11 protein-coding genes and 1 pseudogene are annotated in these 12,065 nt (G+C 59.9%); 3 read left to right on the top strand and 9 right to left on the bottom strand.

Features of this window, described 5'->3' with window-relative positions:
- Window positions 1–30 precede the first annotated feature (30 nt).
- Complete coding sequence (locus tag HP062_RS18565; RefSeq protein ID WP_010466989.1) at window positions 31–981, bottom strand: choline ABC transporter substrate-binding protein; 951 nt, start codon at window positions 979–981, stop codon at window positions 31–33.
- 436 nt (window positions 982–1,417) lie between these two features.
- Between HP062_RS18565 and HP062_RS18560 the strand changes: the two genes are divergently transcribed.
- A complete protein-coding gene (locus HP062_RS18560) occupies window positions 1,418–2,794 on the top strand; it encodes an L-serine ammonia-lyase (RefSeq protein WP_172791858.1) in 1,377 nt (458 codons plus the stop codon).
- Window positions 2,795–3,405: 611 nt separating this feature from the next.
- On the top strand, window positions 3,406–4,509 hold the full coding sequence (locus HP062_RS18555) for a GlxA family transcriptional regulator (RefSeq protein ID WP_010466992.1): 1,104 nt from the start codon (window positions 3,406–3,408) through the stop codon (window positions 4,507–4,509).
- Between the two features lie 131 nt (window positions 4,510–4,640).
- On the opposite strand, the gene HP062_RS18550 is transcribed toward HP062_RS18555, so the two are convergent.
- From HP062_RS18550 to HP062_RS18525, 6 genes are all read right to left on the bottom strand, one after another.
- A complete protein-coding gene (locus HP062_RS18550) occupies window positions 4,641–4,904 on the bottom strand; it encodes a hypothetical protein (protein ID WP_172791857.1) in 264 nt (87 codons plus the stop codon).
- Between the two features lie 371 nt (window positions 4,905–5,275).
- A complete protein-coding gene (locus HP062_RS18545) occupies window positions 5,276–6,436 on the bottom strand; it encodes a gamma-butyrobetaine dioxygenase (protein WP_102593729.1) in 1,161 nt (386 codons plus the stop codon).
- Between the two features lie 14 nt (window positions 6,437–6,450).
- Window positions 6,451–6,927 (bottom strand): thioesterase family protein, encoded by a 477-nt coding sequence (locus HP062_RS18540; RefSeq protein ID WP_172791856.1) that lies wholly within the window; start codon window positions 6,925–6,927, stop codon window positions 6,451–6,453.
- Between the two features lie 134 nt (window positions 6,928–7,061).
- Window positions 7,062–8,027, bottom strand: coding sequence for an L-carnitine dehydrogenase (locus tag HP062_RS18535; RefSeq protein ID WP_172791855.1), 966 nt, complete (start codon window positions 8,025–8,027; stop codon window positions 7,062–7,064).
- A 142-nt stretch (window positions 8,028–8,169) separates the two neighbouring features.
- Window positions 8,170–9,057 (bottom strand): 3-keto-5-aminohexanoate cleavage protein, encoded by an 888-nt coding sequence (locus HP062_RS18530; protein WP_008151915.1) that lies wholly within the window; start codon window positions 9,055–9,057, stop codon window positions 8,170–8,172.
- 75 nt (window positions 9,058–9,132) lie between these two features.
- Window positions 9,133–10,077 carry a choline ABC transporter substrate-binding protein gene (locus HP062_RS18525; RefSeq protein ID WP_010467000.1) on the bottom strand — a complete coding sequence of 315 codons (945 nt, stop codon included), beginning with the start codon at window positions 10,075–10,077 and terminating at the stop codon, window positions 9,133–9,135.
- 209 nt (window positions 10,078–10,286) lie between these two features.
- On the opposite strand from HP062_RS18525, the gene HP062_RS18520 reads away from it, so the two are divergent.
- Window positions 10,287–11,246, top strand: a complete 960-nt coding sequence (locus tag HP062_RS18520) for a GlxA family transcriptional regulator (protein WP_010467001.1) — start codon at window positions 10,287–10,289, stop codon at window positions 11,244–11,246.
- Window positions 11,247–11,385: 139 nt separating this feature from the next.
- On the opposite strand, the gene HP062_RS18515 is transcribed toward HP062_RS18520, so the two are convergent.
- Both HP062_RS18515 and HP062_RS18510 read right to left on the bottom strand, forming a co-directional pair.
- Window positions 11,386–11,802 carry a DUF3010 family protein gene (locus HP062_RS18515; protein ID WP_027926650.1) on the bottom strand — a complete coding sequence of 139 codons (417 nt, stop codon included), beginning with the start codon at window positions 11,800–11,802 and terminating at the stop codon, window positions 11,386–11,388.
- Between the two features lie 32 nt (window positions 11,803–11,834).
- Window positions 11,835–12,065: pseudogene (locus tag HP062_RS18510) on the bottom strand (helix-turn-helix domain-containing protein); the annotation flags it as partial.

Below are 12,065 nucleotides of genomic sequence, written 5' to 3'. Positions count from 1 at the left end.
ACCCGCCCGGCGTAAGCGATGCTTCCTAAATCAAGGCTGCGCGAGCTTGGCTTTCACGGCTTCCAGGCCAGGTTTACCGTCAATGGTGGTTACGCCAGCGAGCCAGGTATCGAGCACCTGTGGATTCTTTTTCAGCCAGGCCTTGGCGGCCGCGTCAGGCTTCATTTTGTCGTCCAGGACGTTGCCCATCAGCGTGCTTTCCATGTCGAGGGTGAACACCAGGTTTTTCAGCAACTGACCGACGTTGCTGCATTCCTGCGCGTAGCCCTTGCGGGTGTTGGTGAAGATGGTCGCCTGACCGAAGTTCGGGCCGAAGAAGTCGTCGCCGCCGGTCAGGTACTTCATCTTGAAACGTGTGTTCATCGGGTGCGGTTCCCAGCCCAGGAACACCACGGCGGTGTTGCGGCGCTGGGCGCGATCGACTTGCGAGAGCATGCCTGCCTCACTGGACTCGACCACCTTGAAGCCGGCGTCTTTCAGGCCGAAGGCGTTCTTGTCGATCATGCTCTGAATCAGGCGGTTGCCGTCGTTGCCTGGTTCGATGCCGTAGATCTTGCCGTCGAGTTCTTTCTTGAACTTGGCGATGTCGGCAAAATCTTTCAGACCCTTGTTATACAACTCTTCGGGCACGGCGAGGGTGTATTTTGCGTTCTCGAGGTTGGCGCGCAGGGTCTCCACGGTACCGGCATCACGGTAAGCCTTGATGTCGTTTTCCATGGTCGGCATCCAGTTGCCCAGGAACACGTCCATGTTCTTGCCGTCGGCCAGGGACTTGTAGGTCACCGGAACGGAAATCATCGTGGTTTTGGTCTTGTAGCCCAGGGCATCGAGAACGACGCTGGTGGTGGCGGTGGTGACGGTAATGTCAGTCCAGCCGACATCGGAGAAGTTTACGGTGCTGCACTGAGCGGGTTCTGCAGCTTGAGCCAGTAACGGCAGACTCAGCATGGCGGCCAACAACAACGACGGGGAACCTTTCATGGATGGACTCCTTGGTGTTTTTTTTGGCAGTGTTCCGACTGGACCACCGCACTTATAGGTTGCGGTTGGATGGCGTTTTGGAGACAGCTCTACCACGGCGCCTTGCAATCGAGTCGATACGATCATGTACCAGTGAAAATCTGACGCCTACAGGGTGCGTCGTAACCAGTACAGGGATGGTCGCATCCAGTGTCGGTGACGTCGTTTACAGCTTTTTTCAGCCCCCTTTGCCTCCCTGATCCGCAAAAAAACGGCGAAAACGAAGCGTAAAACGCCTGCGGCGTTAGTGAGCATGAGTGCGTCGGTGTGAGACGTCGAACGACACGGAAAAAGCCTGATGATGCGGCCAATCTCGGCGGATTGCAGCTTGAGCGTAGCAGCTCCGTCACTGGGCGCTTTTGCGTCTGGAGTTGGCACATCCAGGAGTTCGGCAGTAATGGCTATCAGTGTTTTCGACCTGTTCAAAATCGGTATCGGCCCTTCCAGTTCGCACACCGTGGGACCTATGCGGGCCGCCGCGCTGTTCGTGCAAGGTTTGCGTGAGCAGGGTCTTTTGGAACAAGTGCGGCGCGTTGAAGTTCAGCTTTATGGTTCGTTATCGGCCACCGGCATCGGTCACGGCAGCGACAACGCTGTGATCATGGGCCTGATGGGCGAGTGGCCGGACGCGATTGATCCGTCGCGAATCGGCATCCGTATCGAAACCTTGCGCGAGACCCACACCCTGTTGCTCGACGGTCGCTTGTCGGTACCGTTTATCTGGGCTCGCGACATGCGCCTGATCGACGAAAACCTGCCGTTCCACCCCAACGCCATGACCCTGATCGTTGAAGGCGAACACGGTGAGTTGCATCGCGACACCTACTATTCCATCGGCGGTGGTTTTGTCGTGGATGAAGCGCAGGCTTCCAGTGGCGTGGTCGATCTGGATCGCACCGTGTTGCCCTACGATTTCTCCAGCGCTGTCGAACTGCTCAGCCTGTGCCAGAAGCACAACCTTCGCGTCGCCGAATTGATGATGGCTAACGAGAAGGTCTGGCGCAGCGAGGAAGAGATTCGCAGCGGTCTGATGAAGCTCTGGCGCGCCATGCAGGATTGCGTCGATCAGGGCCTCAAGCACGAAGGCATCTTGCCTGGCGGCCTGAATGTGCGCCGTCGTGCGGCCAAGTTGCATCGCAGCCTGCAAGAGCTGGGCAAACCCAACGTCATTGGCTCGACCTTGAGCGCCATGGAATGGGTCAACCTGTTCGCCCTGGCGGTCAACGAAGAGAACGCTGCCGGTGGGCGCATGGTGACGGCACCGACTAACGGTGCGGCGGGAATCATTCCGGCGGTGTTGCACTACTTTATGAAGTTCAGCGAGGCGGTGACGGACGCCAACGTGGTCGACTATTTCCTCAGTGCTGCGGCGGTGGGAATTCTGTGCAAGAAGAACGCTTCGATATCCGGGGCCGAGGTCGGTTGTCAGGGCGAAGTCGGTTCAGCCTGCGCGATGGCTGCGGCCGGGTTGGCAGAGATCCTTGGCGCGACCCCGGAGCAGTTGTGCAACGCGGCGGAAATCGGCCTGGAACACAACCTCGGCCTGACCTGCGACCCGGTGGGCGGGCTGGTTCAAGTGCCGTGCATCGAGCGCAATGCGATTGCCGCGGTGAAAGCCATCAACGCGGCGCAGATGGCGCTGCGCGGGGATGGTCAGCACTTTATCTCGCTGGATCGGGTGATCCGCACCATGCGTGATACCGGCGCCGATATGCATGACAAATACAAAGAGACTTCGCGGGGAGGGTTGGCGGTAAGCGCGGTTGAGTGCTGATAACGCTTAACTCTCTGGTGAAATGAGTATCTGTGGCGAGGGAGCTTGCTCCCGCTCGGCTGCGCAGCAGCCGAATAGCCCGCGACCGGGTATATCTGAAAGTTCGCGTTTGCAGTTTTCAGGGCCGCTTTGCGCCCCAGCGGGAGCAAGCGCCCTCGCCACAGAAAAGTCATCTGCGATAGAAGACCAGTCAAAACTGCGCGCTAAGTGAACACCGGAATTAAAACGCGCCACGTTTTGGCGCGTCGCTTACAGATAAGCGGCTTCACCCAGGACAGGGATCCAACCTGGCCATTACCGCCTGTCACCTGTGCTTGTGGTGACACTCTCCAATAAGTCGCTGTAGCCCTGTTCCCACAAGTGCTACCGATTTGCTCAAGCCCAACGGGGCAGAGCGCCTCCCGCCGATAATGGCACTTATAACCCCCACTCGCGGCAAGGCTTATTTAGACACACCGCGACGTCGTTTTCAGGAGTTATTGAATGACCATTCAACTTTAGGCATGGCAATTGCTCTGTCATTACAAAGCCCGTCTCCCACGCGAGAACGATGGCAATAACAAGAGCCTCCGCCTGAGGCCATCACCCGCTTTGTGTGAGGAGATACCGCGATGACGACGTTCAACTCCGGGGCTCAACCCCAGAACCGTGCGCCTCAATCCATCGGCTTTCTGCTGCTGGACAATTTCACGCTTATTTCTCTGGCCTCCGCAGTAGAACCCCTGCGCATGGCCAACCAATTGTCCGGCCGCGAGCTGTATCGCTGGACCACGCTCACCGTCGACGGTGGTCAGGTCTGGGCCAGTGACGGTCTGCAGATCACCCCCGACTGCTCCATGCACAAAGCGCCCCCACTGGACACCATCATTGTCTGCGGCGGCATCGGCATCCAGCGCACCGTTACCCGCGAGCACGTGTCGTGGCTGCAAAGCCAGGCGCGTCAGTCCCGCCGTCTCGGTGCGGTCTGCACCGGCAGCTGGGCCCTGGCGTGCGCCGGCCTGCTGGACGGTTTTGATTGCAGCGTGCACTGGGAATGCCTGGCCGCGATGCAGGAAGCGTTCCCCCGTGTAGCCATGAGCACACGCCTGTTCACCCTCGACCGTAACCGTTTCACCAGCTCCGGCGGCACCGCGCCGCTGGACATGATGCTGCACCTGATCAGCCGCGATCACGGTCGTGAACTGTCGGCCGCGATCTCGGAAATGTTCGTCTACGAACGCATCCGCAACGAGCAGGATCACCAGCGCGTGCCGCTCAAGCACATGCTCGGCACCAACCAGCCGAAGTTGCAGGAAATCGTCGCGCTGATGGAAGCCAACCTGGAAGAGCCGATCGACCTCGACGAACTGGCGGTGTATGTCGCTGTTTCCCGTCGTCAGCTGGAGCGCCTGTTCCAGAAATACCTGCACTGCTCGCCGTCGCGTTACTACCTCAAACTGCGCCTGATCCGTGCCCGGCAGCTGCTCAAGCAAACGCCGATGTCGATCATCGAAGTGGCGTCGGTCTGCGGCTTCGTGTCCACGCCGCACTTCTCCAAGTGCTACCGCGAATACTTCGGCATTCCGCCGCGTGACGAACGCGTAGGTTCCAACACCACGCAACAGGTGGCGATGATGCCGTTGCCGCAAGCACTGGTGCTGTCACCGCTGTCCGGGCCGTTGTCGGCGCTGAGTCAGGCGCGTAATGAGTCGACGTTTGCCAGCGTAAGGCTCTAATGCTCTGATCGTTCCCACGCGCTGCGTGGGAATGCCTCAATGGACGCTCTGCGTCCGCTTCGGCAGGGACGCGGAGCTTCCCGGGCTGCATTCCCACGCGGAGCGTGGGAACGATCATGGTGAGGCGCTACTCAGGCGCTACGGCTCTGCTGATACTCCGCCAGCGCCGGCAGCAATTGCTTGTCGATCGCCTGGCGCACGGACGGCAGGATGGTCGCACTGCTGGTGTACATCTGCTTGACCATGGTTCGCAGTGTCATCGCCCGCTCATCGTTCAAACCTCGCACGGCGCATTCGCAAGCCTTCTCGGCTGTAGAGCCGCTCGGTACTTGAAAACCCAACGATTTCAGCTTGCCCAACAGGTCTTCCTGGTCAATCAAATCGGCGTACATCATGACGCAATCCTTCTTCAGGGAACGGTGTCGTGATTCGATTCTCATCGGGGCAAGAGGTGGCGGCAAGGACGTTTTGTCGCAATGGCCGCGATACCTATGAACAGGTCGTTTTCGGCTAACTTGCGAAAGGGGAGAGTGGGCACACTGGATTCAGCTGGCAACACGAAGGTTTGGTCACCCTCGCGCGAAGGCTCCTCAACAGTACCCTCCTCAGCTCCGATCCTGTCACGGCTTGATCGGGGTTTTTTTTGCCTGTGAATCAGGGAGGGATGGGGTGTCTGGGCTGACCCCATCGCGAGCAGGCTCACTCCGACGGGGATATGCGATCCCCTGTAGGAGCGAGGCTTGCCCGCGAAGAACGATGACGCGGTCTAGCGTTGCAACACAAGGATCCGCGACAACAATTCATCCCGATCAACATAGCACCCTTGAAAATGACGGGCGCCACTGGCGGGATCAAACGCATTGCGGGCATGAAGGGTGCGGCGGTTGTCGAAGCACCACAGCTCACCGGGATTGAGCCGCGTCATCACCCGGAATCGCGCTTCGCGGGTCATTGCAATAAACCGCCGATAAGCGCGGTACAGCTTGGGCATGTCCTCGATCGAGGCATCAAACGGTCCGCGTAGAAAGTTCGCCATGCGAATTTCCGAAACCTGCCCAAAGGCGTCCAGCGCGATGATCGGCGCGAGACGGCGGTAGTCGCTGTGGCGATCTTTGTTGCGGAACTCCACCGGGATTTCGCAGAGGCTTTTAAACGACTCGGGATCTTCCTCGCGCAACGCTTGGGCTATGGCAAAGCCGTCGACAAAAATACTCTCGCCACCGTCCGCGTCATTCACCAGGCAATGCAGAAATTGCAGCCCCGGTTGCAACTCGCGGGTCGGCAAATCGCTATGCAGCGGCAGGTTGAAGGCGGTGTAGGCGTTGCTATCGGCATCGGCCTTGGATTGCACGTTGAACAGCACGCCGAAATTGCTCTCGCGGATGAAGGAAATCCGCTGGGCGATCAGTTTAAGTGAGCCGGGTTCGGTGGGGACGCCGCGCACTTGAGTCAGGCCGATATCGCGCACCGCCAGCAGCCATTGCAGCAAGGCGTCGTTATCGTTCATCAGCGCCTGGTATTCGAACGCCGGCAGCTGCAAGTCGCTTTTCCACAGCCTGGATTTTGGTTTGCCGACACGGCGTTCGGCGCGGGACTCGTCGTCATAGGCGTGAGCCCGCAGCCAGCCCGGGTCGAAGCGGCTTAGGTGGCCGTCCTGCCATTCGACGCTGAGGCAACCTTCGGCGTCGACGTTTGCCGCTGTCGGCACCAGGTCCTCTGCGACGTCGACGATTTCCAGCACTTGCTCGCGGGTCACGGTGTAGACGCACTGCGGGCACGGGCAGTTATCTCGAAGCCATTGATGATGAAAGGGGCTGACCCGGCCGTCAGCCCACTGCACTTGAATTCGATCCGCCAGGGTTTGCACGGCGGACAACGCGCTGATCAACGGGTAGGTACGGAAGTCGGCAAAAGCGGCGGTATTCAATGGCGATCTCCTTGTTATTTTTTAGGGGGTAATGCGATCACTCGGCCAATGTAGACGGGGGGTGGCAGGTCGGTTTGCTCGGCGACGATGGCTTGCAGCTTGCTCAAGGTGTCTTCGCTGAACGGTGCGGAGCGAGGTCCGGCGAGGTCCACGTGCAGCAGCATTTGTTCGTTGCCCGCCAGTTCCTTGTCGTCGCCGACCAGATGCAGGCTGTGATAGAGGTGCAGGCGTTTGCTGTCGTGGCCGATGATTTGGGTACGCACTTCGACGTCAGCGTCGAGCTTCACTTCATGCAGGTAATTGAGGTGCAGTTCGAGGGTGAACAGCGAATTGCCGCTGGCTTCGCGGTTGTTGCTGTCCATGCCCAGGCGATCCATCAGGGCGTCGGTGGCGTAGCTGAAAATCAGCAGGTAGAAGGCATCGCGCAGGTGGCCGTTGTAATCGACCCAGTCGGGGATGATTTTGGTTTGGTAGGTGGTGAGGGTGGGCATGTCGTCACATCCGAAATGGTTGAGGCCTGTAGGAGCGAGGCTTGCCCGCGAAGAGGCCGGTACATTCGACGGATCTCTTGCGGCAGGGAAATTGCCTTCGCGGGCAAGTCTCGCTCCTACAGGGGGTGGGTTGTTTAGTCAGCGAACGCCATCCCATGCTTCTCTTTGGTGGTCTTCACCGCTTCCAGCACCGCCAGCAAGCAATCATCACGATAGCGCTCCAGCGCGGAAATGCTGTGCGTGCCTAACTGATCGCTGGTGCCATCCACCACATCATCAATCAACTTGTCGGTCAGCTCCGGTGCCGGCAGATACGTCCACGGTAACTGCAACGCCGGTCCGAATTGCGCCATGAAGTGCCTCATACCCGCATCGCCACCCGCCAGGGTGTACGTCAAGAACGTGCCCATGAATGACCAGCGCAGACCCGCGCCAAAGCGAATCGCATCATCGATTTCTCCGGTGGTCGCCACACCGTCGTTGACCAGGTGCAGCGCCTCCCGCCACAGCGCTTCGAGCAAACGGTCGGCGATGAACCCGGGCACTTCCTTGCGCACGTGCAGCGGACGCATGCCCAAGGATTCGTAGACTTTCATCGCCGCTTGAACGGCTTCCGGTGCGGTGTTTTTGCCGCCGACCACTTCCACCAGCGGCAGCAGGTAAACCGGGTTGAAGGGGTGTCCGACCACGCAGCGTTCCGGGTGCGTCGAACTCTCGTAGAACTCGCTCGGCAACAGACCGGAAGTACTGGAACCGATCAAGGCATTGGGCTTGGCCGCCGCGCTGATTTTACTGTGCAGTTCCAGTTTCAGATCGAGGCGCTCAGGGGCGCTTTCCTGAATGAAGTCGGCGTCGCGAACGCATTCCTCAATGGTTGCGACAAAGCGCAGCCGATCCGGTGAAGCACCCGGTGCCAAGCCTTGTTTCTCCAGCGCACCCCAGGCATTGGCGACGCGTTTGCGCAACGCGGCTTCAGCGCCAGGCGCCGGGTCCCAGGCGACAACGTCGAGGCCGTGGGCGAGGGCGCGGGATACCCAACCGCTGCCGATGACACCGCTGCCCAGGGCTGCGAAGGTTTTGATTTCGGTGATAAAGCTCATGGCGTCGTCCTAAAAGAATTCGGTGATCTCTGTAGGAGAGAGGCTTGCCCGCGAAGAGGCCGGTACATCCGACGGATCTCTTCCGGCAGGAATGCCGCCTTCGCGGGCAAGCCTCGCTCCTACAGGTTATGTGCGTGGAGGATTAGCCGCGCTTGGTCAGGCCCATTTTTGCCCGGCCTTCCGCCGGAGTCAGGACGCGGGCACCGAGGCGGCTGAGGATTTCCGAGGCGCGTTCGACCAGCTGGCCGTTGGTCGCCAGCACACCCTTGTCCAGCCAGATGTTGTCTTCCAGGCCAACCCGCACGTTGCCGCCGAGCAGCACCGCTTGCGCCGCCATCGGCATTTGCATGCGACCGATGCCGAAGCCAGCCCACACCGCGTTCGCGGGCAGGTTGTCGACCATGGCTTTCATAGTGGTGGTGTCGGCCGGCGCGCCCCACGGAATGCCCAGGCACAGCTGGAACAGCGGATCGTCGAGCAGGCCTTCCTTGATCAACTGCTTGGCGAACCACAGGTGACCGGTGTCGAAAATTTCCAGCTCGGCCTTCACGCCCAGCTCTTGAATGCGTTTGGCGCCTGCGCGCAGTTGCGCCGGGGTGGACACGTAAATGGTGTCACCGTCGCCGAAGTTCAGGGTGCCGCAGTCGAGGGTGCAGATTTCCGGCAACAGTGCTTCAACGTGGGCCAGACGGGTCAACGGGCCCACCAGGTCGGTGTTCGGACCGAACTCCATCGGGTTCTCGCCCGCGCCGATTTCCAGGTCGCCGCCCATGCCGGCGGTGAGGTTGACGATGATGTCGACGTCCGCCTCGCGGATGCGCTCCATCACTTCGCGGTACAAGGCCACGTCACGGCTGAATTTGCCGGTTTCGGGGTTGCGCACGTGGCAGTGAACGACCGTGGCACCGGCCTTGGCGGCTTCCACGGCGGCAGCGGCGATTTGTTTCGGGGTGACCGGCACGTGTGGGCTCTTGCTGGTCGTGTCGCCAGCACCGGTGAGTGCGCAGGTGATGATGACGTCGTGGTTCATGAGGCGGGTTCCTTGCAGGCGTGATGATTCCGTTCGCAGCCCCGCAGGGCTGCGATCCGGTGGTTCAATCGGGGTTTATTTGCTGGTCAGTTTCAAATTGTCAGCGGCCGGTTTGCCATCGAAGGTGGTGACGCCTTCGAGCCAGCGTTGCTTGTCTTGCGGGTGATCTTTCAGCCATTGTTTGGCCGATTCGAAGGCGTCTTTGTGATCCAGCAGCGGCTGCATCATCCGGCTCTCGTCTTCGGCGGTGTAGGTCAGGTTGCTCAGCAATTTGCCGATGTTCGGGCACTGCTGCGCATAGTTCGGCGAAGTGACGGTCCAGACCGTGGCCATGCCTTCGTTCGGGCCGAGAGCGTCTTCGCTGCCGGTGAGGTAAGTCATCTGCACGTTGACGTTCATCGGGTGCGGCGCCCAGCCGAAGAACACCACGGCTTCTTTGCGGCGCACGGCGCGATCCACCGCCGCGAGCATGCCGGCTTCGCTGGACTCGACGAGCTGGAATTTGCCGAGGCCAAACTGGTTCTTGGCGATCATTGCCTTGATCTGGGTGTTAGCGCCCGAGCCAGGCTCGATGCCGTAGATCTTGCCGCCCAGTTCTTTTTCGAACTTGGCGATGTCGGCGAAGGTTTTCAGACCCTTGTCGGCGAGGTAAGTCGGAACGGCGAGGGTGGCGCGGGCGTCTTTCAGGCTAGGCGCTTCAAGCACCTTGACCTGATTGGCGTCGACGAACGGCGTGATGGTCTGGGTCATCAGCGGGTTCCAGTAACCCAGGAACAGGTCCAGGCGCTGGTCGCGGATCCCGGCGAAGATGATTTGCTGGGAAGCGCTGGTTTGTTTGGTGTTGTAGCCGAGGCCATCGAGCAGGACCTGGGTCATGGCACTGGTGGCGATCACGTCGGTCCAGTTCACGACGCCCATGCGCACGTTCTGGCATGAAGCAGGTTCGGCCGCCATGACACTGGCGCTCAAGAAGGCGGTACCGCTGAGTGCAAGAACACAGCTGCTGATCAGTCGTTTCATGTCGGGGTTCCTCGGCAGACGTTATTGTGGGTTCCGGCATCTTTGTGCGCCGGTGATGCCAAGTTACGCAGCTAAGGCCCCGTGAAAGCGCACTGCGGCGACCAGCTCTTGCACTGCAGCGACCTGCGCTCTTGAAAGCCTGTTGCAAGTGGCGTATCAACGTCCACACGCTACCCGCCCTCTCGTTACCTGCCAGTCGAGTGCGCTCCATGTCCCAGGACTTCTACTTCATGTTGATGCCGGGTTTCTCGGCCATCGGTTTTATCTCGGCCATCGAGCCGCTGCGGGTCGCCAATCGCTTTCGCGGCGAGTTGTATCGCTGGCACGTGCTGAGCGCTGACGGCGGGGCGGTATTGGCCAGCAATGGCATGTCGGTCAACGCCGACGCGGCGCTGGAACCGCTGAAGAAAGGTGCAACCCTGTTGGTGGTCGCCGGCTTCGAACCGCTGAAATTCGCCACGCCCGCGCTGGAGCACTGGCTGCGCCGTCTGGACAACGAGGGCGTGACCCTCGGCGCCATCGACACCGGCAGTTTCGTCCTCGCCGAAGCCGGCCTGCTCGACGGCCATCGCCTGACCCTGCACTGGGAAGCCATCGACGCGTTCAAGGAGTCTTATCCACAGCTCAGCGTCACCCAGGAGCTGTTCGAGATCGATCGCCGCCGTATCACCTCAGCCGGCGGTACAGCCTCCATCGACCTGATGCTCGACCTGATCGCCCAGGCCCACGGCCCGGAACTGGCGATTCAGGTCAGCGAACAATTCGTGCTCGGGCGCATCCGCCCGCGCAAAGACCACCAGCGCATGGAAGTCGCCACGCGCTATGGCATCAGCAACAAGAAGCTGGTGCATGTGATTGGGGAGATGGAGCAGCACAGCGAACCACCGCTGAGTACGCTTGAGTTAGCCGAATCGATCAAGGTGACGCGGCGCCAGTTGGAGCGCCTGTTTCGGTTGCACCTGAACGACACGCCGAGCAATTTCTACCTGCGCTTGCGGCTGGAGAAGGCCCGGCAGTTGCTGCGACAGACGGACATGAGTGTGCTGGAGGTGAGCATTGCGTGCGGTTTTGAATCGCCGTCGTATTTCACCCGCAGCTATCGGGCGAAGTTTGCGCGGTGCCCGCGCGAGGATCGCCGACGGCTTGGGGATGGGCGAGAGCTGGTCTGAGCACAGATTCCAACAACACCAAAAAACCCTGTGGGAGCGAGGCTGCTCGCGAATGCAATCTGTCAGCCGCCATTGATGTCGACTGACCCACCGCTTTCGCGAGCAGGCTCGCTCCCACAGTTATGATTTGTTGTGGATCTTATTTCTTCATTAAGGCCGAGCAGGCTGCTTTGTAGGCTTCATGCTGATACTTGTTCAGCGTCGCCGGCAGTTCCACGTTGTGCTTCTTGCTCTGCGCATTGATCGTTTGCGGCGACAGCAGCGTCACCTCGCAATTTTCCAGCAGCTGAAACACACCCTCGATCTTGAACGTGGTCGGTCCACCGGCGAACTCGCCTTTCTTGCTGCGCTTCTTGATCGCGATCCGGTCGATGGAGTTCTCGCGTACAAACGACGCCACCTGAGCGGCGAAGACTTTGACGTTCGCGGCTTCGTCGTCATCGTCGAGGGCAATTTTCTTGGTGGGCAGGGCTACGTGACTCAGCGTCTGACCGTCCAGGGACGCGACGGCAATGATCGCTTCGCTGCCTTTGATTTCGATGCCGCAGATTTTCATTTCGATCCCTTTCACAAATGGTTGTGTGCAGCCTACAGCTCAAGTTGATTAGCCGTGATGCCAAACGCCGCGGCAATTTTCTCGCGGGTGGCCTTGCGAGGCTTCGCTACAGTCTCTTGCTGGGCAAAAGCAGGTTGAGAAATGCCCATGCGTTTGGCCACCTCATCCTGTGTAAGGTTCAGGTGCTCGCGCCAGGCCCTGACCGGTAACGCGCCATCAACGATAAGGCTGACTACTTCGTGAGGGATCAAATCATTCTCCAT

It is taken from the genome of Pseudomonas sp. B14-6, from assembly GCF_013260315.1.
GTDB classification, from domain to species: Bacteria; Pseudomonadota; Gammaproteobacteria; order Pseudomonadales; family Pseudomonadaceae; genus Aquipseudomonas; species Aquipseudomonas mandelii.
This window is presented reverse-complemented; position numbering and strand designations above follow the sequence as displayed.

Excerpts from the sequence above, each read along its gene's own strand:
- HP062_RS18565 (WP_010466989.1), bottom strand. The coding sequence starts at position 981 with ATGAAAGGTTCCCCGTCGTTGTTGTTGGCCGCCATGCTGAGTCTGCCG.
- HP062_RS18560 (WP_172791858.1), top strand. The coding sequence starts at position 1,418 with ATGGCTATCAGTGTTTTCGACCTGTTCAAAATCGGTATCGGCCCTTCC.
- HP062_RS18555 (WP_010466992.1), top strand. The coding sequence starts at position 3,406 with ATGACGACGTTCAACTCCGGGGCTCAACCCCAGAACCGTGCGCCTCAA.
- HP062_RS18550 (WP_172791857.1), bottom strand. The coding sequence starts at position 4,904 with ATGATGTACGCCGATTTGATTGACCAGGAAGACCTGTTGGGCAAGCTG.
- HP062_RS18540 (WP_172791856.1), bottom strand. The coding sequence starts at position 6,927 with ATGCCCACCCTCACCACCTACCAAACCAAAATCATCCCCGACTGGGTC.
- HP062_RS18535 (WP_172791855.1), bottom strand. The coding sequence starts at position 8,027 with ATGAGCTTTATCACCGAAATCAAAACCTTCGCAGCCCTGGGCAGCGGT.
- HP062_RS18530 (WP_008151915.1), bottom strand. The coding sequence starts at position 9,057 with ATGAACCACGACGTCATCATCACCTGCGCACTCACCGGTGCTGGCGAC.
- HP062_RS18525 (WP_010467000.1), bottom strand. The coding sequence starts at position 10,077 with ATGAAACGACTGATCAGCAGCTGTGTTCTTGCACTCAGCGGTACCGCC.
- HP062_RS18520 (WP_010467001.1), top strand. The coding sequence starts at position 10,287 with ATGTCCCAGGACTTCTACTTCATGTTGATGCCGGGTTTCTCGGCCATC.
- HP062_RS18515 (WP_027926650.1), bottom strand. The coding sequence starts at position 11,802 with ATGAAAATCTGCGGCATCGAAATCAAAGGCAGCGAAGCGATCATTGCC.